This is a genomic window from Amycolatopsis mediterranei (genome assembly GCF_026017845.1).
Taxonomy (GTDB): Bacteria; Actinomycetota; Actinomycetes; order Mycobacteriales; family Pseudonocardiaceae; genus Amycolatopsis; species Amycolatopsis mediterranei.
On record NZ_CP100416.1, the window covers coordinates 9,741,059 to 9,763,066 of the forward strand.

Genomic DNA, 22,008 nt, shown 5'->3' on the forward strand with positions numbered 1-22,008 from the left:
CGCCCCGAACCCGGGGAGGATGGTCCGGTGATCTCCGTCGACGACTACCGCGACCGCGTCGCCGCGCTCCTCGGCACGGCCCCCGCGACCACGCTGCCCCTCCCCGCCGCGGCCGGCCTCGTCCTGGCCGAGGACGTGCGCGCCGGCGTCTCATTGCCGCCCTTCGACAACTCCGCGATGGACGGCTACGCGGTCCGCGCCGCCGATGTCGGAGCGGCTCCGGTGACCCTGCCGGTCGCCGACGACATCCCCGCGGGCCGGGTCGACGTCCGGCCGCTCGAGCCGGGCACCACGCACCGGATCATGACCGGGGCGCCGCTGCCGCCCGGCGCGGACGCCGTCGTGATGGTCGAGGATTCCGACGGCGGCACGGAAACGGTGACGTTCTCGGCAGCCGCCCGCGAAGGCGCGCACATCCGGCACACCGGCGAGGACGTCGTCGCCGGCGACGTCGCCCTGCACGCGGGAACCGTGCTGCGCCACTCCCAGCTGGGCCTCGCGGCCGCGGTCGGCCTCGCCGAGGTGCGGGTGCACCGGCCGTTGCGGGTGCTGGTGGCCTCGACCGGCACCGAGCTGATCGACGCGCCCGCCCCGCTGCGCCACGGCCAGATCTACGAGTCCAACAGCGTGATGCTCGCCGCGGCGATCCGCGACCTCGGCTGCGAGGTCGAGGTCGTCCGCAGCGTCGTCGACGACGTCGAGGAGTTCCGGAAGGTCATCGAGCCGAAGCTGGCCGGCGCCGACCTGCTGGTCACCTCCGGTGGCGTCAGCGCGGGCGCGTACGAAGTGGTGAAGGACGCACTGACCGGCCAGGGCGTCGAGTTCGCGAAGATCGCGATGCAGCCCGGCGGGCCGCAGGGCAGCGGGCGCTGGCACGGCGTGCCCGTGGTGGCGCTGCCCGGCAACCCGGTCAGCGTGCTGGTGTCGTTCGAGGCGTTCCTGCGCCCGGCGATCCTGACGGCGCTGGGCCACACCGACGTCTCCCGCCGCCGGGTGCGCGCGCGGCTGACCGAGGAGATGTCCTCGCCCGCCGGGCGCCGCCAGTACCGCCGGGGCGTGTTCACCCCGTCCGATCGGGAGGTCACCGGGGTCGTCGGGCCGCGCGGCGGGCCGGGCTCGCACCTGCTGGCCGCGTTCACCCAGGCCAACTGCCTGATCGTGCTCCCGGAAGACGTCACGTCGGCAGCGATTGGGGAAGAGGTGGACGTCCTGCTGCTCTGACCGGGAAGTCCCGCAGCTTCGCCAGCGGGGCCAGCAGCACCAGCGCGGCGAGCAGCACGCCGGCCATCACCCAGAGCGTCTCGCGGACGCCGATCGCCTCGCCCAGCGCGCCGCCGAGGACACCGGCCAGCGGGATCGTGCCGTAGTTGACGATCGCCGCGCTGGAGTTGATCCGGCCGAACAGCTCGGGTGGGCAGTACTGCTGCCGGAACGTTGTGGTCAGGATGTTCGAGGCGATGAGCCCGGTGCAGACGCCGAACAGCGCGAGCACGTAGAGCACCAGGCCCCAGCCCGGCCGGCTCAGCGGCCCGAGCAGCCCCATCGGCGCGACGAACGCCTCGCACACCAGGAACGCGCGGGCGGTGCCGAGGCGGCTGCCGAGCCGCCCGACCAGGGCCGCGCCGAGCACGCCGCCGGTGGCGGCCACCGCCAGGACCAGGCCGACCAGGCCGGGCGGGGCGCCGAGCGTGCGGGAGAGGAAGACGATCTGGATGGAGCCGTACCCGGTCAGCGCGATGTTCGAGACGGCGCCGAACACCGTCAGCGTCCTCAGGTAGCGGTCGTTCACCACGAACCGCAGCCCTTCGGCGATCTGGCCGCGCAACGGCGTGCGTTCGGCCGGGACCACGGTCTCGCGCGTCCGGATCGCCCGCACGAACCCGACAGAGACGCCAAAGCTGATCGCATCGGCCAGGATGCCGCTGACCGGCCCGAACGCCTGGGCCAGCAGGCCGGCCAGACCCGGTCCGGCGACCTCCGTCGCAGACTCGCTGCCCTGCAGCTTGGCGTTGGCTTCGAGGAGTTCGCCCGCGCCGACCAGTGCCGGTACGTACGCGCGGTAGGCGAGGGTGAAGAACACCTTCGCGATGCCGCCGAGCAGCGCGGCCGCCAGCAGGAACGGCATGGACAGCGCGCCGAAGGCGGCCGCGAGCGGGACGCTGCCGAACACCAGCATCGACACCGTGTTGCAGATCAGCATGATCGGGCGCTTCGCCAGCCGGTCAACCCAGGCGCCGGCGGGTAGTCCGATCACCAGCCACGGCAGCCAGGCCGCCGCCGTCAGCAACGCGACCTGGAAGGTGCTCGCCTGCAACGTGACCACCGCGACCAGCGGCAACGCCGTGCTCGCGACCATGCTGCCGAGCATGCTCGTGGTCTCGCCGGTCCAGAGCAGCCGGAAGTCCCTGTTCCCCCAGAGCCCCTTCACGGCTGCCCCAGCGACGCTCGTGCGGCGAAGAAGACCGGTCGGCGCTCGACCCCGTCATCCGGCGGGGGCCGATCGCGGTACCCGGCGAGCATGGTGACGATCCGGTCGTTCAGCTCCTCCAGTTCGGCGACGGAAAGCCGGGTCCAGCCGTCGATGCTGAACAGCGCCCCGCGCCACTCCCGGGAGTAGGTCTCGCGCTGAGCCAGCCACTGGCGGGCCACGGCGTGCTGGTGGTCGAGGGTCAGCACTTCGGCCGCCTCGGCGATCGGGTCGTCGGGGAAGTCCTGCGCGCCCCATTTGATCGCGCTGGAGGTGCGCCGCCACCACCGTTCACGACGGTCGCGCGCGAGTTCGGGCGCCTCTTCGATGAGCTCGCTGGCCGCCAGCACCTTGAGGTGGTGGCTGATGTTCCCCACCGCCTGGCCCGTCTTCTCCGCCAGCAGCGACGCCGTCGCCGGGCCGTCGAGGTGCAGCAGGTCCAGCAACCGATGGCGCAGTGGGTGCGCGATGGCGGCCAGCGCCTTCGAGTCCCGGATCTCCCGGACGTTCTCTTCTCTCGCCATGACGCACAAGAGTAGTTGTACAAGAACTCTTGTGCAATGACGCTTGTACATCTGCTCCCGTAGACTCCGGACATGGGCTTCGTCGCATGGGTGATCTTCGGCGCGATCGTCGGCTGGGCCGCGAACCTGGTCGTCGGCGGCCGGGAACGGCGTCGGCAGGGTTGCCTGGTCAGCGTGCTCGTGGGGGTCGTCGGCGCGGCGCTGGGCGGCCTGATCTACCGGCTCGCGACCGGCCAGGCGAAGACCTTCGACTTCGACTTCCCCAGCTTCGGCGTGGCCATCCTCGGCGCGGTGGTGCTGCTGGCGATCCTGCGGCTCGCGAGCGGTCTGGCCCGCCGCCCGAGTGACCGTTGGTAACTTTTGCCGGACGAACAGTGATCAAGAGGCTGTCGGACGCTAGACTGCTTCCTCACGCGCATCTCCCGGTGGCCGGGTGCGTGCGCCGTCGGGGGGCGGATGCACCCGGCCCCCATCCCTCGCCTTTTTCGCCTTCATCGCCTCGATGACGACGGCGGCCGCGTGCACCGGGTCGACGAGCGACGGCACGGGCACCTCGTCGACCTCCCGACGCCACGCGCACAGGAGCTCGCGAAGCCGGGCTTCGGCGGGATCGCGGCGGTCGCTCATCGGTCCTCACAGGTCAGGCGGGGCAGCCCCCCGAACGGCGGCAACTACTTAGAGTCGTCGGCGAAATCGACCTTGCGTTACGACCCGGCGATCTTTCCCACCCACCGCGGTGACCCCCTTCCGGAGGAGTCCGGCAGGGGCGCGCGGACACGCTCACCTGGGGCAGCGGTAGCGTGGGGGCGCCCGTACGCGGCCGCCGGACCCCGGCGCCCATCCGTTCTTCCGACACGAAACCAGGGGACCCGACCATGAGCGGCACCCGGCCGGAGCCCGCCGGCAACCCCGTCGCGCACGCCCTCCAGCTCGCCCGTGAAACCGTGCCGCCGATGCACCCCGCCGGCCGCCCGTTCGTGGCTGGCGGCGTCGCCGTGACGCTGCTCGCCCGGCGGTTCTCCAAGCGCCTCGGGCTCGTCGGCGCGCTGGCGACCGTGGCGACGGCCGCGTTCTTCCGCGAGCCGAAGCGCGTCCCGCCGCCGCGTGACGGCGTCGCGCTCGCCTCGGCCGACGGTCTCGTGTCGCTGATCGAGGAAGCCGTCCCGCCCGCCGAGCTCGGCCTGCCCGCCGAGCCGCGGATGCGCGTCTCGGTGTTCCTCTCGGTGTTCGACGTGCACGTCCAGCGCGTGCCGGCCAACGGCGTGATCGAGCGGGTCGCCTACCGGCCGGGCAAGTTCCTGTCCGCGGACCTGGACAAGGCGAGCGACGACAACGAACGCAACTCCGTGCTCATGCGCACCGAAGACGGCCACGAGCTCGTCGTCGTGCAGATCGCCGGCCTGGTGGCGCGCCGCATCCTCTGCGAGATCCGCGAGGGCGACAAGGTCGACGCCGCTTCGACGTACGGCATCATCCGGTTCGGCTCGCGGGTCGACCTCTACCTTCCGCCGGGCTCGACGGTGCTGGTCAGCAAGGGCCAGCGCACGATCGGCGGCGAGACGGTCATCGCCGAACTCCCTGCCGCGCCTGCGAAAGGCTGATCGATGGTCCGCGTGACCACCCCGGGCGTCCGGCTGCTGCCGAACGCCATCACCGTGCTGGCGCTGTGCGCGGGCCTGTCGGCCGTGCAGTTCGCGCTGACCAAGAACTACGCGATGGCGATCGCCTCGATCGGCATCGCGGCGGTGCTCGACAGCCTGGACGGCCGGATCGCCCGCCTGCTCGACGCGACGTCGAAGATGGGCGCGGAGCTGGACTCGCTGTCCGACGGCATCTCGTTCGGCGTCGCCCCGGCGCTGGTGATCTACGTGTGGCAGACCGGCGCGGACCGGATCGGCTGGGTGGCGTCGCTGATCTTCGCCGTCTGCATGATCCTGCGGCTGGCGCGCTTCAACACGCTGCTCGACGACACCGAGCAGCCGCCGTACGCGAGCGAGTTCTTCGTCGGCGTCCCGGCGCCCGCGGGCGGCCTGCTGGGGATGTTGCCGCTGGTGGCGTACCTGCAGTGGGGCGAGGGGTGGTGGTCGTCGCAGTACGTCGTGTGGGCGTGGACGGTCGCCATCGCGGCCCTGCTGATCAGCCGCATCCCGACGCTGTCGCTCAAGACGGTCAAGGCGCCGCCGAAGGCGATCGCGCCGCTCCTGCTCGGCGTCGCCCTCCTGGCGGCGGCGATCATCCAGTTCCCGCTGGTCGCCCTGCTCGCGGCGATGGTGCTGTACCTGGCGCACATCCCGTACTCGATCCACCGGCACCGCTGGCTGGCGGCGCACCCGGAGGCCTGGACGGTCCCGCCGAGCGAGCGCCGCGCGATCCGCCGGGCCCGCTCCCCGCGCCGCCTCGGCCTGCGTCGCCCGCTGCGCCGCCGGGTCGCGGGCGCGGCGATGCGCGCGGTCCGCCTCCCCCGCGAAACGGTCCGCACCCCCCGCGTCACCTCGGAAAACGGCAACGGCCAGCGCCGCCGCTCCTGGCGCCAGATCGGCCTCCGCCGCAAGTAAGCCCCGCCGTGTCGTCCATCCAGGTACGCATGTCGTCCATCCAGGTACGCGAGTTCGCCATTCCGGTACCGGCTCACGCGCGATTCGGCCGGTGTCCCGTGTGACCCGAGAGGCATTAGCCGTCCCTGGACGGACGACACGCGTACTCAGACGGACGACACGCGTACCTGGGTGGACGACTCGGGTACCTGGGTTGGTTCGCGTGTCCTCCGGGGGCGCCGGCTCGCTAGGGTGAACGGCGTGAGCCACCCGCAGATCACGCTGACCGTCCGGCACACGCCGTCCGCGCTGGACACCCGCCGCGGCGTCGTCCGGCTGCATCCCGAAGTCCTCGACGCGCTGGGCCTGCGGGCCTGGGATGCCGTCCACCTCACCGGGGCGCGGGTCAGCGCCGCGCTCGCCGCGCCCGCCGACGAGACCGGCGTGCCCGGGGTGGTGCTCACCGACGACGTCACCATGTCGAACCTGGGCGTCACCGAGGGCGCGGAGGTCGTCGTCGCGCCGGCCGACGTCGCCGCGGCGAAGACGGTGACCGTCGCCGGGTCGCGGCTGGCCAGCGTCTCGGTCAGCCCGCACATGCTGCGGCTCGCGCTGATCGGCAAGGTCCTCACCGTCGGGGACGCCGTTTCGCTGCTGCCGCAGGACCTCGCGCCGTCGCCGGGGTCGGACCCGGCCGGCCTGCGCGGCCAGCTGTCACGCGCGATCGGCGCGACCTGGACGAACGAGCTGCTCACCGTCACCGCGACCGAGCCGGCCGGCACCGTGGCGGTCGGACCGTCCACTGTGGTCACCTGGCGCGACGGCGCCCGGCCCGGAAGGGCCGCCGAACCCGCCGCGCCCCGGACGGCGACCGCGCTGGTCCGCACCTCCGCCGTCACCGCGGCCGAGGAGTGGATCGACGCCGAGGTCGTCGAGGACGAGGCCGTCGCAGAAGAAGAGCCCGTCGTCCCGCTGGCCGACCTGATCGGCGCCGAGGCCGCCGCGCGCAAGCTGGCCGAGTGGTTCGACCTCGCCTTCCAGCGGCCCGAGCTGCTGGCCCGGCTGGGCGCGCCCGCCCACCTGGGCGTCCTGCTGTCCGGCCCCGAAGGCGTCGGCAAGGCGACGCTCGTGCGGTCGGTCGCGAACGAAGCCGGCATCCGGGTGATCCCGCTGGCCGCGCCGAACCTCGCCGTGCTGGACCCGAACGTCGCCGTGGCACGCCTGCGCGAGGCCATCCACGCCGCCGGCGGCCCCTCGGTCCTGCTGCTCACCGACGTTGACGCGCTCCTGCCCGCGACGACTCCGCCGCCGGTCGCCACCGTCGTGCTGGAAGAGCTGCGGGCAGCCCTGCGGCGCGAGCGCTTCGCCGTCGTCGCGACGACGGCCCGCGCCGAATCGGCCGACCCCCGGCTGCGCGCCGCCGACCTGCTGGACCGCGAGCTCGGCCTCGCCCTCCCGGACGCCAAAACCCGCCGCGAGCTGCTGAACGTCCTGCTCCGTGACGTCCCGCTCGACACGGGCATCGACTGCGGTGTCCTCGCCGAGCGGACGCCCGGCTTCGTCGCCGCGGACCTGATCGCGCTGCGCCGGGACGCCGCGCTGCGGGCGGCGCTGCGCCAGCGCGACACCGACGAGCCGCGCATCTCGCAGCAGGACCTGCTCGACGCGCTGGCCACCGTCCGGCCGGTCTCGATGTCCACTTCGGACAACCTGGCCACCGGCGGGCTGACCCTGGACGACGTCGGCAACATGCTCGACGTCAAGCAGTCCCTCACCGAGGCCGTGCTCTGGCCGCTGCGGTACCCGGACTCGTTCGCCCGGCTCGGCGTCGAACCGCCGCGCGGGGTGCTGCTCTACGGGCCGCCCGGCGGCGGCAAGACTTTCCTCGTGCGGGCGCTGGCCGGCACCGGCGCGCTGAACGTCTTCGCGGTCAAGGGCGCCGAGCTGATGGACAAGTGGGTCGGCGAGTCCGAACGCGCGGTGCGCGAGCTGTTCCGCCGGGCCGCGGAGGCCGCGCCCGCGCTGATCTTCCTGGACGAGATCGACGCGTTGGCCCCGCGTCGCGGCCAGTCGTCCGACTCGGGGGTCGCCGACCGCGTGGTCGCGGCGCTGCTGACCGAGCTCGACGGCGTCGAGCCGATGCGCGAAGTCGTCGTCCTGGGTGCGACGAACCGGCCGGAGCTCGTCGACCCGGCGCTGCTGCGGCCCGGACGGCTCGAGCGCCGCGTCTACGTGCCGCCGCCGGACGCCGAGGCCCGCGCGGCCATCCTCGCGGCCAGCTCGAAGAACACCCCGCTGGCCGGCGACGTGGACCTCGTTGCGGTGGCGTCCACTCTGGACGGCTACTCGGCGGCCGACTGCGCGGCGCTGATCCGCGAAGCGGCGTTGACGGCGATGCGCGAGTCGCTGGAGGCCCGCGAAGTCACGGCGGCGCACCTGGACGCGGCCCGGAAGACGGTCCGGCCGAGCCTCGACCCGGCCCAGCTGGCCACCCTCGAGGCGTACGCGAAGACCCAGGCCGGTGTCTGAAGGGTCGACACGCGTGATTCGAGGGTCGACACGCGTGATTGAAGGGTCGACACGGCGGAGCTAAGCCAGCCACGGCCTGTCGACCCTCTGATCACGCGTGTCGGCTGCCCAATCACGCGTGTCGGCGTTCAGATCACGCGAAAGCCCGTCAGCTGCCCTTGTGGCCGGACTGGTATTCCTTCGTCACGATGACGATCACGCCGGGGCTCGCGCTCTGGATGCCTTCGAAGCGCGGCTCGGCCTTGATGCCGAACTCCTGCGCGAGCTGCTTGGCCGCGGCTTCCTCGTCGGTGCCCGGGCGGTAGAACGCCGTCGTCGTCGGGATGATGCCCTGGGAGTAGTTGCTGACCTCGTTGACGTTCCAGCCGCCGCCGCGGAAGTCCTCCGCCGCCCGGTCCGCCAAGCCCTCGATCGTCGAGTTGTTGAACACCCGGACGGTCACCCACTTGTTGGACGCCTGCTGGTCACCACCCGGCTGACCGGGGCCGCCGGGCGCGGACGACGTCGCCTGGCCGGGCGACGGCGAGCTCGGCGACGGCGGGGTGGGCGACGAAGAGCTCGTCGAGCTCGACGGCGGTGTCGCCGCCGAAGACGAGGTCGAAGACGGCGCCGCCGACGACGGCCCGCCGGACGTGCCCGGCTGCGTCGACGTGCCGCTCGGCCCGGCTTCGTTGGACCCGTCGCCCCCGCCCAGCGCGGAGATCCCGCCGATGACAGCGGCGATGATGGCCACGCCGATCAACGCGACACCCGCGGCCTTCATCGGCCGGGACATTCCGGAAAACACACTCATTGCAGCTCGATCCCCAGTCGCCGGGCGCCTCGCTTGCGCTGGCGGGCGGCGCGGGTCTTGCGCAGCCGCTTCACCAGCATCGGGTCGGCTTCGATCGCCTCCGGCTTCTCCAGCAGCTTGTTGAGCAGCTGGTAGTAGCGCGTCGCCGACAAGTCGAAGCGTTCGCGGATGGCGTTCTCCTTCGCCCCGGCGTGCCGCCACCATTGGCGCTCGAAGGCGAGGATCTCGACCTCGCGTTCGGTCAGGCCGGGCACGGGCTTCGGCGGCGACGGCTGCGGCTCAGCCATCGACTCCGCGGCGTCCATCCGAGTCCCTCTCAATCGGGCGTCATGGCGAATCAGATCCAGCTCTTCCGCGGGCGCCATTCAACCACGGAAGCCGCCGCCGACGTGGGCATCGACGTCGGCGCGTCACGGTCTGATGCAGGTCTACCAGAGGGGTCCGACTAAACTGGCTCGCCGTGACCATCCACCCCATCGTTATCGCCGGCGAACCCGTGCTGCACCAGCCGACTCGGGAGATCACCGAGTTCGACGAGAAGCTGCGCACGCTCGTGGACGACATGTTCGAGACGATGTACGCCGCCGAGGGTGTCGGCCTCGCGGCCAACCAGATCGGCCTCGATCTGCGGGTGTTCGTCTACGACTGCCCGGACGACGAAGGCGTGCGGCACAAGGGCGTCGTGGTCAACCCGAAGCTGGAGACGTCGGAGATCCCGGAGACCATGCCGGACCCGGACGACGACTGGGAGGGCTGCCTCTCGGCGCCCGGCGAGTCGTACCCCACGGGCCGGGCCAAGTGGGCGAAGGTGACCGGCTCCGACATCGACGGCCACCCGATCGAGGTCGAGGGCACCGGCTACTTCGCGCGCTGCCTGCAGCACGAGACCGATCACCTGGACGGGTACATCTACCTCGACCGCCTGGTCGGGCGGCACGCGCGGGCCGCGAAGAAGATGCTGAAGTCCAACAAGTGGGGCGTCCCCGGCAACTCGTGGCTGCCGCCGCGGACCCCCGAGGACGACGGCGCCGTCATCTGAGACCACGAAGGGCCCCTCGAAACCGAGGAGCCCTTCGCCGTTTCACGAGCGGTCAGCAGCCGAGGAAGTGACAGCGGACCACTCGAGGCGTCTCCAGCACCGAGCCCGCCTTGACGTCCCAGGCGAGCCGGACGTACTGGGCGTGCGTCCAGGCCAGCGGGGTCGCCGACGTCGTGGGCGTGCCGGCCGGGAAGCCGGTCTGCCCGGACGGCGGGTTCTCGTCCCACACCTGCTCCGGCATGGTCTCCGCCGAGCTGCTCACCCGGCCGAGGTCACGCAGCCGCCGCGCGGCCGAGGCGCGGTCACCGAGCGTCAGCTCGTACTCGCCGCGCTCGCCGGCGAGCAGCGGCCACAACCGGCCGAACGTCGTGCGGCTCTCCGCCGGGAACGTGTAGTCCCACGGCGAGCCGTCGGCCTGCTCGCCGTAGCCGTCCTTCGTGTACCGGTGCCAGAACTGACCGGTCGGCGTAGTGAACGCGATTTCCTTGTCGGTCACGCGCACGCTGTTGCGAATCACCGGGTCGTCGGCGCGGTAGACGCCGAGCCGGACCAGGTCGAGGAAGCCCGCGTCGGTGACCGCACGCTGGTCCATCGTCACGCTCGAGTTGCCGAGGTTGTACGTCGTCCCGGCGTTCGCGTTCGCGTCTTTCGTGAGCCGGACGAAGTACGGGTCCTTCGACAGCGGCCCGTTCGTGGTGATCGTCTGCTTCGGCAGGTCGGCCTTCATCTTGTCGGCCGCGGCGAGGTAGCGGGCGGCGTCGGCGGCCGCGCCGTTGTGCGAAGCGATGTCCGCGGCGCAGACGAGCCCGGCGATCACCGAGGCGATCGTCGACGGGGACCAGCCGTCCTGCTCCTCCCAGCGCTCCTGCTGGGTGTACGGCGACGCCTGCCCGTTCGGCCCCTTGTAGCCGAGGATGAAGTCGGCGGCCTTGCGGACGCCGGGCCACAGGTCGTTCCGGCCCAGCTGCTGGGCGAGCACGATCGGGAACGCGGTCTCGTCGAGCTGGATCGACGTCCAGTACGGCACGCCGTCGACCCGGCTGTTCTGCGGCAGGTGCCCGTCGGGCTGCTGCTGCGTGCCGAACATGTACGACACCGCGCGGTTCGCGGCGGCCGTGTCGCCGCCGGCGGCCAGCCCGGTCGCGATCTGGTAGAGGTCACGCGGCCAGACCAGGTGGTAGGTGCCCGACGGCGACCACTCGGGGTCGTTGTTCCCGAACCGCCACGGCATGCTCGGCGACGCGATGAAGGCGCCGGGGTGGTGCTTGTCCTCGCTCGCGGCGAGCGTCAGCATCGACGCCTTGTACAGGTCGCGCTCGGCGCCGGTCTTCAGCGACGACGGCGGCTTGGCGACCCCGCGCAGGTACTGCTGCCAGCCGCGGTCGTAGGCGCGCGCGATGTCGCGGAAGCCGCGTCGCTGCGACGCCTGCGCGCTCTTGAGCGCGTCGGCGGCCTTCGCGCCCATGCCGAGGGCCACGGTGACGTGCCGGTCGCGGACGCCGTCGGCGTTCGTCCGGCCGGTCAGCACGACGTTGCCCTTGGCCGCGGTGTCGTACCGGTCGAGCTTGAAGGTCTTGGTGAGCTGGGTGTTCCCGTCGGAGGCGCCCGCGTAGCCGACACTGGTCGTGGTGAACGCGGGCTGCGCGGTCAGCGCAGCGGCGTTCGTGGCGTCCTGCGCCGTGAGGGCGTCACCCGAGCGAGCGGCCGAGTCGTCGGAGCCGTCGTTGGTGAGGTCCGGGTCGGCGACCGCGTAGAGCTGGTAGGGCCGCCCGGTGAGCGACTGGAAGTCGACGTCCACCAGCACGGTCGTGGCGGCCGGGTCGGTGACGTAGGTCTTGCGGAGGCGCCACCGGTGCTGGTCGTCGGTGACGGTCTGCTCGTACGTCAAGCTGTCGTCGCCGGTCCGCCGGACCTGCTGCGACTTCGCCGAGTAGTCGGTGACGGCGAAGCTGCGGCCGTCCGTGACGACGAAGTCCATCGAGCGGACGCTGGGCGTGGACATGTCCGGGTAGTAGACCTCGGACAGCTGCCCGCCCTGGAGGGTGAACCAGACGTTGCTGGACCGGTCGTGCGCGGTCCCGAAGCCGGTCTTGTTCGCGGGTAGCCAGCTGGGATGGGTCCCGGGGGCACCGGGAGCCTCCCCCTGCGCCGCCGCGGTCGCCGGGATCAGGCCGGTGACCAGCAGCCCGGCGAGGGCGCCGAAGATGAGTTTGCGCATATCAACCCCACAGAAAAGTCGCCTCTGCACCGTTACAGAAAGGCGCCTGGCAGTCTGCCGCCGATTTCTGGCCGATGCATGGGCTGATCCGGTGAACCACTGACCGTCACTGGTCCTGGTTCACCAGCAGCGAACGGACTTCCCGCCGAACCGGGCGCAAGATTGTAGTACCTGCAACGCTGTAATCGAGGTATCTCCATGGACGACGCGATGGACGCCTACTCGCGCGCGGTCAGCACGGTCGCCAAGATCGTCACCCCGCACGTCGCCGGGGTGCAGCTCGCGCGGGGCAGTGGCTCGGCCGTCGTCTTCGCCGAGGACGGCCACCTGCTCACCAACGCCCACGTCGTCAGCGACCACCGGCGCGGGGTCGCCACCTTCGCCGACGGCAGCGAAGTGCCCTTCGACGTCGTCGGCGCCGATCCGCTGTCCGATCTCGCCGTGCTGCGTGCGCGGGGCGCGACGCCGGCGGCCGCCGTGCTCGGCGACGCCGACCGGCTCGTCGTCGGGCAGCTCGTCGTCGCGGTCGGGAATCCGCTCGGGTTCTCCGGGACCGTCACCGCCGGGGTCGTCAGCGCGCTCGGGCGGGCGCTGCCGGTGCGGCAGGGGCGGACCACCCGCGTGATCGAAGACGTCATCCAGACCGACGCCGCCCTCAACCCCGGCAACTCCGGCGGTGCGCTCGCCGACTCCGCCGGCCGGGTCGTCGGCATCAACACCGCGGTCGCCGGGGTCGGGCTCGGGCTCGCGGTGCCGATCAACGCGACGACCCGGCGGATCATCGACACGCTCGTCGTCGAGGGCCGGGTGCGGCGGGCGTACCTCGGCGTCGTCGGCGTGCCCGCGCCGCTGCCGGACGACGTCGCCGAGCGCACCGGGCAGCGCGCCGGGCTGCGGGTGCGCGAAGTCGTTTCCGGCGGCCCCGCCGACCGGGCGGGCCTGCGCGCCGGCGACCTCGTGCTGACCGTCGGGCGCACCCGCGTCTCGGACGCCCAAGGCATCCAGCGGCAGCTGTTCGCGGAAGTGATCGGCACCGCGCTGCCGATCACCGTGCTGCGCAACGGCGCCATGGTCGACGTCTACGCGACCCCGGCCGAACTGGTCGGGTGAGGTGAGGAGACTTGAGTATCGCGCTTCGGCGTGGCATGGTCGGTGGCACAACACCAACGCGGGAGCTCGCGCCATGGCGGGCTGAGAGGGTGACTTGCGTTTCGCAGGCGTCACCGACCGCATGAACCTGACCGGGTAATGCCGGCGTAGGGAGTGAAAGTCGTTGACGACGCTTGAAAACAATGCTGCCGTGAAAGTGACCACCGGTCCGATCACCGGCTCGCACAAGGCCTACCAGCAGACCGAATCCGGGCTCCGCGTCCCTGTCCGGCGGATCGATCTCTCCAATGGTGAGCAGTTCGACGTCTATGACACTTCGGGCCCGTACACCGATCCGGACGTCGAGATCGACGTCCACAGTGGACTTCACCGGCTGCGCGCCGGCTGGGCCGACGGGCGTGAGCACAACACCCAGCTCGGCTGGGCCAAACAGGGCGTCATCACCCGCGAGATGGAGTACATCGCCGCCCGCGAACGGGTTTCGCCCGAATTCGTGCGCGACGAGGTCGCCCGCGGCCGCGCGGTGATCCCGGCCAACCGGAAGCACCCCGAGACTGAGCCGATGATCATCGGCAAGAACTTCCTGGTGAAGATCAACGCCAACATGGGCAACTCGGCGGTCTGGTCGTCGGTCGAGGAAGAGGTCGACAAGATGGTGTGGGCGACCCGCTGGGGCGCCGACACGATCATGGACCTCTCCACCGGCAAGCGGATCCACGAAACGCGGGAGTGGATCATCCGCAACTCGCCGGTGCCGGTCGGCACCGTGCCGATCTACCAGGCGCTGGAAAAGGTCGACGGCGAACCGGAAAAGCTGTCGTGGGAGGTGTACCGCGACACCATCATCGAGCAGTGCGAGCAGGGTGTCGACTACGTCACCGTGCACGCCGGCGTGCTGCTGCGCTACATCCCGCTGACCGCGCGGCGCGTCACCGGCATCGTCAGCCGCGGCGGGTCGATCATGGCCGCGTGGTGCCTCGCGCACCACCAAGAGTCCTTTTTGTACACCCACTTCGAGGAACTCTGCGAGATCCTCCGGCAGTACGACGTCACGTTCTCGCTCGGCGACGGCCTGCGCCCGGGCTCGATCGCCGACGCGAACGACCGCGCCCAGTTCGCCGAGCTGGAAACCCTCGGCGAACTGACGCACATCGCGCGCTCGCACGACGTTCAGGTGATGATCGAGGGCCCCGGTCACGTGCCGATGCACAAGATCAAGGAGAACGTCGAGCTCGAGGAAAAGCTCTGCGGCGAGGCGCCGTTCTACACCCTCGGCCCGCTCGCGACGGACATCGCGCCGGCGTACGACCACATCACGTCGGCCATCGGCGCGGCGCAGATCGGCTGGTACGGCACGGCGATGCTGTGTTACGTCACGCCGAAGGAGCACCTCGGCCTGCCCAACCGCGACGACGTCAAGACCGGCGTGATCACGTACAAGATCGCCGCGCACGCCGCGGACCTGGCCAAGGGGCACAAGTACGCACAGGAGTGGGACGACGAGCTGTCCAAGGCACGTTTCGAGTTCCGCTGGAACGACCAGTTCAACCTGTCGCTCGACCCGGACACCGCGCGCTCGTTCCACGACGAAACCCTCCCCGCCGAGCCGGCCAAGACCGCGCACTTCTGCTCCATGTGCGGCCCGAAGTTCTGCTCGATGCGGATCACCCAGGACGTACGCAAGTACGCCGAGGAGCACGGACTGTCCACTGTGGAGGCGATCGAGGCCGGGATGGCTTCGAAGTCGGCGGAGTTCACCGAGTCCGGCGGCCAGGTCTATCTGCCGGTGGTGCAGCCGTGACACCGAGGACCGCCCTCACCATCGCCGGATCGGACTCCGGCGGTGGTGCGGGCATCCAGGCCGACCTGCGGACCTTCTTCGCGCACGGGGTGCACGGGCTGGTCGCGCTGACGGCGGTCACCGTGCAGAACTCTCTTGGTGTGCAGGGTTTCACGGAGATCCCGGCCGACGTCGTCACCGCGCAGATCAAGGCGGTGGCGTCGGATATGGGCGTCAACGCCGCGAAGACGGGCATGCTGGCGACGGCCGAGATCATCCGTTCGGTGGCGAAGACCCTGGACGAGGTCGAGGTCGGCCCGTTCGTGGTCGACCCGGTCGCGGCCTCGATGACGGGTGACCCGCTGCTGCGCGAGGACGCCCTGGAGGCGATCCGCACGGAGCTGTTCCCCCGCGCGACGCTGATCACGCCGAACCTCGACGAAGTCCGGCTGCTGACGGGCATTTCGGTCGTGGACCCGGCTTCCCAACGTGAAGCCGCCGAGGCCCTGCTGGAGTTCGGCTCGCGGTGGGTCCTGGTCAAGGGCGGCCACATGCAGGGCACGGAAGACTGCGTGGACCTGCTGTCGGACGGCCGTGAGTACATCGCACTGAGCGGCCCGCGGTACCTCACGGAGAACACCCACGGCGGCGGGGACACGTTGGCGTCGGCGATCACGGCGTCGCTGGCGAAGGGCGCCTCGGTGCCGGACGCCGTGGCGGCGGGGAAGAAGTTCATCGAGCGGTGTGTGGCGGAGGCCTACCCGCTGGGCGCCGGGGTGGGGCCGGTCTCGCCGTTCTGGGTGCTGGATCGGTAAATCGCGCGCGGACCGGGCACCGGCCGCGGCGGGCCGGCCGGCCGCGGCGGATCGATCGAAGCCGGCCGGCCCGTGCTGATCGGCTAACCCCGGGCGAGCACCTGCGGCAGCACCGTCGTCAGCCCGGTCCAGTCCGAAGTGACCACCGACGCGTGCTGCTTCGCCAGCTCGGCGACGCGCTGGTTGGCCTGGTCGACCGTCGGGTTGTGGGCGTCGATGGCCGGCGCGACGTTCTGCCCGTCGGTCATCACGACGTAGTAGTGGTTGGCGTCGTACCACCACGGCCCGGTCTGGGTCACCCACGCGTTCGCGTCGCCGTCGAAGACCACGAACCACGGCTTGAGGTCGGCGGTGTACTTGTCCCGCGGGTCACCGCCGGCCGCGCCGTGCACGGTCGGGAAGATGTTCGCGTCGCCGAGCTTGCCGGCGTTCTTGAGGCCGACGAGGTACCGCGTGTACTCGACGTCGGTCTTCAGCGTGTCGGTCGGGTTCTGCTCCTCGACCGTGCCCGGGATGATCTCGGTGATGACCCGGCCCCGCAGCGCGTCCACGGACGGCCAGTTGTCCGCCTTGGCCGCGTCGTCGAGCGTGGCGTAGCTCCCGAGCAGCTCGGCCGGGCGGAAGGCGACGCTGCCCAGGTGCGAACGGAACGTCGCGTCCAGCTCGTCCGGGCCCAGGCCGGTGTTGTCCGAGAAGCCGGTCTTCATCTCGAGCTTGAGCGTGAGCGGCGTGTGCCCGGGGTGGGCGGCCAGCCAGATCCGGATGTCGTCGAGGCAGTACTCCAGGTTCTTGTTCGTCCCACCCGAGTACAGCTGCGACGCCGAAGTCGCCGCGACGCAGTTGTTCTGGTTTCCCAACGGGTTCGAGTGGCTGACCTTCCACTCGTGGGTGAAGAAGTCCGGCCAGACGTCGAGCTCGATCAGCGACGACCCGGCGTCGAGCGCCTGGGCCAGGTAGCCGTAGGCCGCCGGGTCGTAGGTGTTGTGCACGCCGACGGTGGTGACGTGGGAGAGCTTGGGACTGTCCGCGTGAGCGGCGGTCGTTCCGGAGAGCGTGAGAGCGGCCGCGAGGAGGACCACCGAGAAGAGCTTCATCCAGGCTCCTTCGAACGTGAGTAACCTTCACAATGTCCCACCGTGGTTGACTGTCGATGAAGCAAGAGAGGCCAATTGGCCTAGACCAGAAGTCGGGAAAAGAATGATTCCTTCGGCGTTGACCATCGCCGGGTCGGACTCCGGCGGTGCCGCCGGGCTCCAGGCGGACCTGCGCACGTTCCTGACCTGCGGAGTGCACGGCCTGGTCGCGGTCACCGCCGTCACCGTGCAGAACACCCTGGGCGTGCACGACCGCGCCGACCTGCCGCCGCACATCGTGGCCGGGCAGATCGAGGCCGTGGCGGCGGACATGGGCGTCGGCGCGGCGAAGACCGGCATGCTGGCCTCGGCCGAGATCATCCACGCCGTCGCGGCGGCGTGCGACACCGCCGAAATCGGGCGGGACGCGAAGATCCCGTTCGTCGTGGACCCGGTAGCGGCGTCGATGCACGGCCACCCGCTGTTCGACGAGGCGGGGCTCGTGGCGTTGCGCGACGAGCTCCTGCCGCGCGCGACGGTGCTGACCCCGAACCTCGACGAGGTCCGGCTGCTCACCGGGATGACGGTGAAGGACCGCGAGGGCATGCACACCGCGGCCGTCGTGCTGCACCGGATGGGCCCGCGGTACGTGCTGGTCAAGAGCGGGCACCTGCAGGCCGACCCGGAGTGCGTGGACCTGTTGTTCGACGGGTCGACGTTCGTGGAGCTGCCGGGGCAGCGGTACCCGACCCCGCACACGCACGGCGCGGGCGACACGATGGCGTCCGCGCTCACGGCCGGCCTGGCCAAGGGGATGTCCGTGGTCGAGGCCGCGCGCTACGGCAAGTGGTTCGTCTCGCACGCGGTCGAGCACGCCTACCCGATGGGCGCGAAGGTCGGCCCGGTCTCGGCTTTCTGGCGGCTGGCGCCCGAAGAGCGCTGACGGTTCAGAAGGCGGCTCAGTCGTCCGCGATCAGGGCCTCGAGCGCCGGGATCGCCGCCGTCAGGGCCTCCCGGTGCTCGGGCGAGAGCCGGTCGAGGCGCCGGTTCAGCTCCTGCACCCGCGTCGACCGGACGCCGGAAACGAGGCGCTCGCCCTCTTCGGTCGCCTTCGCCAGCCAGGCGCGCCGGTCGATCGGATCGGACTCGCGGCTGACGTACCCCGCCTCGACCAGGGACGCGATGATCCGCGACATCGTCGCCGCGGCCACGCCTTCCTTGGCCGCGAGGTCGCCGAGCCGCAGCTGGCCCGCGTGCACCAGCGTCGCCAGCGCCGAGATCGCGCCGTGGCCCGGCCCGGGCACCCCCGCCTGCCGCAGGGACCGGGACAGCCTGCCCACGGCGAGGTACAACCTGCCCGAGACGTCCTGGACCGATGTGCTCGTCACGGCTGGCTCCTTCTGCCCTCACCCCGCCGCGGCTGCGCCGGAAATTGCCGTCCACCTTACGGGTCCGGGGTCACGCTCCGCGTTAAGCCACCACGGCGTCATACCGGGGCTTCGCCCCGGGCCGGGGGCTCCGCCACCCGGAGCCCCCGAAAGCAGCAGTTCACCGGGGTGGGCTCGACGCCTGCGCCCAGAAGCGCTGCGGCACGCGGCCGGCCTCGCGGGCCAGCCGTCCGGCCACCACGCCCGCGCGCATCGCCGCGGCCATCCGCTCGGGATCGGCCGCCCGGGTGACCGCGGTGGAGAGCAGGACGGCGTCGCAGCCCAGTTCCATCGCCAGCGTCGCGTCCGACGCCGTGCCGATTCCGGCGTCCAGGATCACCGGGACGCCCGCCCGCGAGACGATCAGCTCGATGTTGTGCGGATTCCGGATGCCGAGGCCGGTGCCGATCGGCGCGCCCAGCGGCATCACCGCGGCGCAGCCGGCTTCCTCCAGGCGCAGCGCGAGCACCGGGTCGTCGTTCGTGTAGGCGAACACGGTGAACCCGTCGGCGGCCAGCCGTTCGGCGGCGTCGAGGGTCTCGAACGGATCCGGCAGCAGCGTCCGGTCGTCGGCGTGCACCTCGAGCTTGATCAGGTCGGTTTCCAGGGCCTCGCGGGCCAGCTGCGCGGTGAGCACGGCTTCGGCGGCCGTCCGGCAGCCCGCCGTGTTCGGCAGCAGTTCGATGCCGAGCCGGTTCAGGAGCTCGAGGACGCCGGAGCCGCCCTCGGCGTCGGCGCGGCGCATGGCGACCGTGGTCAGCTCGGTGCCCGACGCCACCAGCGCGCGTTCCAGCACGGCGAGGTTCGCCGCGCCGCCGGTGCCGATGATCAGCCGCGACGTCAGCTTGCAGGTGCCGATGACCAGTGGTTCTTCGTCCATTTCAGCCTCCCTGGACCGCGGTGAGCACGTCGACGCCCGCCCCCTTGGGCACGGCGGTGGTGGCCCAGTCGGCACGGCGGACGACGACGCCCTCGACCGCGACGGCGATCCCGGGCCGCCGGCCGCCGGTGGCGTCGAGGACGTCGGCGACGGTGGCGCCGTCCGGGAACGCCGTCCACTTCCCGTTGAGCTTGATCTCCATCACACGTGCTCCTTCTGGTGCAGGCGGGCGGGGGACGCGGCGGCGGTGCCTTCCGGCGGCTCGTCCCCCTCGAGCCAGGCGACCACGGCGTCCGCGGTCACCGGGGCCATCAGCAGGCCGTTGCGGTGGTGCCCGGTCGCGGCAAAAACACTGCCGTCCAGGACGCCGAGGTAGGGCAGCGCGTCCCGGCTGCCGGCCCGCAGGCCGGCGGCGCTCTCGACCAGCTCGTACTCGGTGACCGCGGGGTAGATGCGTTCGGCGCCTTCGAGCAGCTCACGCACGCCGCGGACGGTGACGGCCCGGTCGAACCCGGCCTCGTACTGGGTGGCGCCGAGGACGAGCTCCTGGTCACCGCGCGGGACGAGGTAGATCGGGCGGCCTTCGACGACGGCCCGCACGGTGTGCGTCGGCGGCGGCAAGCAGCCGCGCCGGGGTTTCAGGCGGAGGATTTCGCCCTTGAGCGGGCGCACGGCGCCGGCGAGCAGCGGGTGCAGCTGCCCGGTCCAGGCGCCCGCGGCGAGCACGACGGCTTCGGCGTCCGGGAGTTCTTCGACGCGCTCGCGGACGAACCGGACCCGGTGGTTGACGCAGGCCGCGTACAGCGCGTCGAGCAGTTTCCGGTTGTCCACGGCCAGGTCGCCGGGTACGTGGAGTCCACTTCGGACGGATCCGACCCCCGGTTCGAGCCGCTTGACCTCCCGCCCGGTGAGCCGCTCGGCGGTGCGGCCGAGCGAGTGCAGGTGGCCGGCCAGGATGTCCAGGTAGCCGGCGTCGGCGCGGTCGAAGGCGACGACGAGCGTCCCGTGCTCGGCCAGCCCCGGGGTGACGCCCTCTTTTTCGAGGTCACGGGCGAAGCCGGGCCAGCGTTTGAGCGACTCTTCGCCGAGGCGGAGGATGTCCTCCTCGCCCGGCCAGGCCTCGGTGACCGGGGCGAGCATGCCGCCGGCCAGCCAGGACGCGCCACCGCGGGCGGGCTCGGGGTCGTAGAGGGTGACGTCGTGCTTTTTCGCGGCGGCTCGCCACGCGGCGGACAGGCCGATCACGCCGCCGCCCACCACTGCCAGGTTCGTCATGGGATCACGCTCCCTGCGCCGGCATGACCCGGATCAGGTTCCACGGTCGGAGCGGCAGCTCCCTCTCAGCCCGTGCCTCGGGCTCCCGTGCGGACACGTCCACCCTAACGCGACGGGTACGGTCGCCGCTATGCCCGCCCTCTCCGGTGACAAGATCCGCGCCCGCCTCGACTCGGCGCGCCTGTACCTCTGCACGGACGCCCGCACGAACCGCGGCGACCTGGCCGCCTTCGCCGACGCGGCCCTGGCCGGCGGCGTCGACATCGTCCAGCTGCGCGACAAGACCGGCGCACTGGAGGCGGCCGGCGAGATCGCGGCGCTGGAGGTGCTGGCGGAGGCGTGTGCCCGCCACGGAGCGTTGCTGTCGGTGAACGACCGGGCCGACGTGGCGCTGGCCGTGGGGGCCGACGTGCTGCACCTGGGTCAGGACGACATCCCGGTGCCGCTGGCCCGCCGCATCCTGGGTGACGAGGTGGTGATCGGCCGCTCGACGCACTCGCTCGACCAGGCCCTCGCGGCGGCCGCCGAGCCCGGGGTGGACTACTTCTGCACGGGCCCGTGCTGGCCGACCCCGACGAAGCCGGGCCGCCCGGCACCGGGCCTGGACCTGGTCCGCGCGACGGCGGCCTGGACCCCCGATCGGCCGTGGTTCGCCATCGGCGGCATCGACGGGCCGCGGCTCCCGGAGGTCCTCGACGCGGGCGCGTCCCGGATCGTGGTGGTCCGGGCGATCACCGAGGCCGAGGACCCCGAGGCCGCGGCGCGCGAACTGCGAGCCCGGCTGCCCTGAGTCACGGGGTCGGTGTCGACGCGGCGCCCTTGCTGGTCGGCGGGGTCGCGGTCGTCGCCGGGGCCGAGGTCGACGGCTGCTCGGTCGTCGTGCTCGGGGTGGTCGTCGGGGTCTCGGACGACGTCGTCGGCGCCGTCGAACTTTGCGAAGGCGGCGTCGTGGTCGTCTCCGTCGGGGACACCTGGGTGTCGTTCGTCGAGGTCGGCGGGGTCTTCGACGGCGTCTGGTCCGTGCGGCCGCTGCCGCCCGAGAAGATCTTGCCGATGCTCGAGCCCGTGCCGCCGCCGATCTGGGTGCCCGTCGCCGACTCGAAGCCGACGATCGACAGGATCGCCACCGCGAACGCCGCCACGCTCGTGCCGATGATCAACGGCCAGCGCAGCTTCCGCAGCCGCGCCGACAGCTGCGACGGCTCGGGTTTCGCCAGCTGGACCGTCGGCTGGTCGGTGATCGGCACGTCCGACGGCTCCTCGGCCGGTCCCCGGCGCCGGATGCCCGACGTCGCCAGCTGGCGCGCCTTCAGCGCCGCCTCGCGGGTGCGCTGCAGCGAGCGCAGGTAAAGCTCGCTGCCGACCGTCGACACCACGCTCGCCACGCCGGCACCGACCACGGTGCCCGCCACGCCCAGCGTCGAACCGAGCAGCGCCGCGGTCACCGCCGCCAGCGCCGCTGCCAGGACCTGCGCGATCCGCAGGCCCGACTTCTGTTCCTTCGCTTCCGAAGCCGCTACGTTCTCCTTGCTCATGATCCCGAT

At 71.7% G+C, this 22,008-nt stretch carries 23 protein-coding genes and 2 riboswitches; of the genes, 11 read left to right on the forward strand and 12 right to left on the reverse strand.

The features are described 5' to 3' along the window. Nucleotides 1-27 precede the first annotated feature (27 nt). Complete coding sequence (moeA, locus tag ISP_RS44195) at nt 28-1,221, forward strand: molybdopterin molybdotransferase MoeA (RefSeq protein ID WP_013230283.1); 1,194 nt, start codon at nt 28-30, stop codon at nt 1,219-1,221. Here the strand turns inward: moeA and ISP_RS44200 are convergent. Next, nucleotides 1,175-2,428 carry an MFS transporter gene (locus tag ISP_RS44200; protein ID WP_013230284.1) on the reverse strand — a complete coding sequence of 418 codons (1,254 nt, stop codon included), beginning with the start codon at nt 2,426-2,428 and terminating at the stop codon, nt 1,175-1,177. The two genes, moeA and ISP_RS44200, sit on opposite strands and share 47 nt — an antisense overlap. Continuing rightward, complete coding sequence (locus ISP_RS44205; protein ID WP_013230285.1) at nt 2,425-2,991, reverse strand: helix-turn-helix domain-containing protein; 567 nt, start codon at nt 2,989-2,991, stop codon at nt 2,425-2,427. The genes ISP_RS44200 and ISP_RS44205 overlap by 4 nt, the downstream gene beginning before the upstream one ends. A 72-nt stretch (nt 2,992-3,063) precedes the next feature. On the opposite strand from ISP_RS44205, the gene ISP_RS44210 reads away from it, so the two are divergent. Further along, on the forward strand, nt 3,064-3,348 hold the full coding sequence (locus tag ISP_RS44210) for a GlsB/YeaQ/YmgE family stress response membrane protein (protein ID WP_013230286.1): 285 nt from the start codon (nt 3,064-3,066) through the stop codon (nt 3,346-3,348). Between the two features lie 39 nt (nt 3,349-3,387). Here ISP_RS44210 and ISP_RS44215 read toward each other — a convergent pair whose 3' ends face one another. Further along, a complete protein-coding gene (locus ISP_RS44215) occupies nt 3,388-3,618 on the reverse strand; it encodes a hypothetical protein (protein ID WP_014467797.1) in 231 nt (76 codons plus the stop codon). A 248-nt stretch (nt 3,619-3,866) separates the two neighbouring features. On the opposite strand from ISP_RS44215, the gene ISP_RS44220 reads away from it, so the two are divergent. From ISP_RS44220 to ISP_RS44230, 3 genes are all read left to right on the forward strand, one after another. Next, nucleotides 3,867-4,592 (forward strand): phosphatidylserine decarboxylase, encoded by a 726-nt coding sequence (locus tag ISP_RS44220; protein ID WP_013230287.1) that lies wholly within the window; start codon nt 3,867-3,869, stop codon nt 4,590-4,592. A gap of 3 nt (nt 4,593-4,595) precedes the next feature. Continuing rightward, nucleotides 4,596-5,546, forward strand: a complete 951-nt coding sequence (pssA, locus tag ISP_RS44225; RefSeq protein WP_013230288.1) for a CDP-diacylglycerol--serine O-phosphatidyltransferase — start codon at nt 4,596-4,598, stop codon at nt 5,544-5,546. A 240-nt stretch (nt 5,547-5,786) separates the two neighbouring features. Beyond that, nucleotides 5,787-8,054 (forward strand): AAA family ATPase, encoded by a 2,268-nt coding sequence (locus ISP_RS44230; protein WP_013230289.1) that lies wholly within the window; start codon nt 5,787-5,789, stop codon nt 8,052-8,054. Nucleotides 8,055-8,202: 148 nt separating this feature from the next. Here the strand turns inward: ISP_RS44230 and ISP_RS44235 are convergent, their stop codons facing one another. Then, the gene (locus ISP_RS44235; RefSeq protein WP_230468627.1) at nt 8,203-8,847 is read right to left on the reverse strand and encodes a LytR C-terminal domain-containing protein; all 645 of its coding nucleotides are present in this window, start codon (nt 8,845-8,847) and stop codon (nt 8,203-8,205) included. Continuing rightward, on the reverse strand, nt 8,844-9,152 hold the full coding sequence (locus ISP_RS44240) for a DUF3263 domain-containing protein (RefSeq protein ID WP_013230291.1): 309 nt from the start codon (nt 9,150-9,152) through the stop codon (nt 8,844-8,846). The genes ISP_RS44235 and ISP_RS44240 overlap by 4 nt, the downstream gene beginning before the upstream one ends. Nucleotides 9,153-9,307: 155 nt before the next feature. Between ISP_RS44240 and ISP_RS44245 the strand changes: the two genes are divergently transcribed. Continuing rightward, entirely contained in the window at nt 9,308-9,886 is a 579-nt protein-coding gene (locus ISP_RS44245; RefSeq protein ID WP_013230292.1) for a peptide deformylase, read from the forward strand. A gap of 52 nt (nt 9,887-9,938) precedes the next feature. On the opposite strand, the gene ISP_RS44250 is transcribed toward ISP_RS44245, so the two are convergent. After that, nucleotides 9,939-12,104, reverse strand: a complete 2,166-nt coding sequence (locus ISP_RS44250; protein ID WP_013230293.1) for a glycoside hydrolase family 15 protein — start codon at nt 12,102-12,104, stop codon at nt 9,939-9,941. Between the two features lie 198 nt (nt 12,105-12,302). Here ISP_RS44250 and ISP_RS44255 point away from each other — a divergent pair, with 198 nt between their 5' ends. The 3 genes from ISP_RS44255 (at nt 12,303) to thiD (ISP_RS44265) (ending at nt 15,809) form a co-directional block, all read left to right on the forward strand. Next, nucleotides 12,303-13,214 carry a S1C family serine protease gene (locus ISP_RS44255; protein WP_013230294.1) on the forward strand — a complete coding sequence of 304 codons (912 nt, stop codon included), beginning with the start codon at nt 12,303-12,305 and terminating at the stop codon, nt 13,212-13,214. A gap of 48 nt (nt 13,215-13,262) precedes the next feature. Continuing rightward, nucleotides 13,263-13,384: riboswitch (TPP riboswitch) on the forward strand. Then, the gene (thiC, locus tag ISP_RS44260) at nt 13,378-15,015 is read left to right on the forward strand and encodes a phosphomethylpyrimidine synthase ThiC (RefSeq protein ID WP_034284127.1); all 1,638 of its coding nucleotides are present in this window, start codon (nt 13,378-13,380) and stop codon (nt 15,013-15,015) included. It overlaps the preceding riboswitch by 7 nt. Then, nucleotides 15,012-15,809 (forward strand): bifunctional hydroxymethylpyrimidine kinase/phosphomethylpyrimidine kinase, encoded by a 798-nt coding sequence (gene thiD, locus ISP_RS44265; RefSeq protein WP_013230296.1) that lies wholly within the window; start codon nt 15,012-15,014, stop codon nt 15,807-15,809. Before thiC ends, thiD (ISP_RS44265) begins: the two co-directional genes overlap by 4 nt. An 83-nt stretch (nt 15,810-15,892) precedes the next feature. Here thiD (ISP_RS44265) and ISP_RS44270 read toward each other — a convergent pair whose 3' ends face one another. After that, nucleotides 15,893-16,903: a phosphatidylinositol-specific phospholipase C domain-containing protein gene (locus tag ISP_RS44270; protein WP_013230297.1), complete on the reverse strand. Its 1,011-nt coding sequence runs from the start codon at nt 16,901-16,903 to the stop codon at nt 15,893-15,895. A 103-nt stretch (nt 16,904-17,006) separates the two neighbouring features. On the opposite strand from ISP_RS44270, the gene thiD (ISP_RS44275) reads away from it, so the two are divergent. Then, a complete protein-coding gene (gene thiD, locus ISP_RS44275) occupies nt 17,007-17,825 on the forward strand; it encodes a bifunctional hydroxymethylpyrimidine kinase/phosphomethylpyrimidine kinase (protein ID WP_013230298.1) in 819 nt (272 codons plus the stop codon). A gap of 16 nt (nt 17,826-17,841) precedes the next feature. Here thiD (ISP_RS44275) and ISP_RS44280 read toward each other — a convergent pair whose 3' ends face one another. The 4 genes from ISP_RS44280 to thiO form a co-directional block, all read right to left on the reverse strand. Continuing rightward, nucleotides 17,842-18,270 (reverse strand): MarR family winged helix-turn-helix transcriptional regulator, encoded by a 429-nt coding sequence (locus tag ISP_RS44280; protein ID WP_013230299.1) that lies wholly within the window; start codon nt 18,268-18,270, stop codon nt 17,842-17,844. Nucleotides 18,271-18,430: 160 nt separating this feature from the next. Further along, entirely contained in the window at nt 18,431-19,189 is a 759-nt protein-coding gene (gene thiG / locus ISP_RS44285; RefSeq protein ID WP_013230300.1) for a thiazole synthase, read from the reverse strand. A gap of 1 nt (nt 19,190) precedes the next feature. Further along, on the reverse strand, nt 19,191-19,391 hold the full coding sequence (thiS, locus tag ISP_RS44290; protein ID WP_013230301.1) for a sulfur carrier protein ThiS: 201 nt from the start codon (nt 19,389-19,391) through the stop codon (nt 19,191-19,193). Beyond that, entirely contained in the window at nt 19,391-20,464 is a 1,074-nt protein-coding gene (gene thiO / locus ISP_RS44295; RefSeq protein ID WP_013230302.1) for a glycine oxidase ThiO, read from the reverse strand. Before thiO ends, thiS begins: the two co-directional genes overlap by 1 nt. Next, nucleotides 20,458-20,563: riboswitch (TPP riboswitch) on the reverse strand. It overlaps the preceding gene by 7 nt. A gap of 31 nt (nt 20,564-20,594) precedes the next feature. On the opposite strand from thiO, the gene thiE reads away from it, so the two are divergent. Next, nucleotides 20,595-21,254, forward strand: coding sequence for a thiamine phosphate synthase (gene thiE, locus ISP_RS44300; RefSeq protein ID WP_013230303.1), 660 nt, complete (start codon nt 20,595-20,597; stop codon nt 21,252-21,254). A gap of 1 nt (nt 21,255) precedes the next feature. Here the strand turns inward: thiE and ISP_RS44305 are convergent, their stop codons facing one another. Next, entirely contained in the window at nt 21,256-21,999 is a 744-nt protein-coding gene (locus ISP_RS44305; RefSeq protein ID WP_013230304.1) for a hypothetical protein, read from the reverse strand. Nucleotides 22,000-22,008 lie beyond the last annotated feature (9 nt).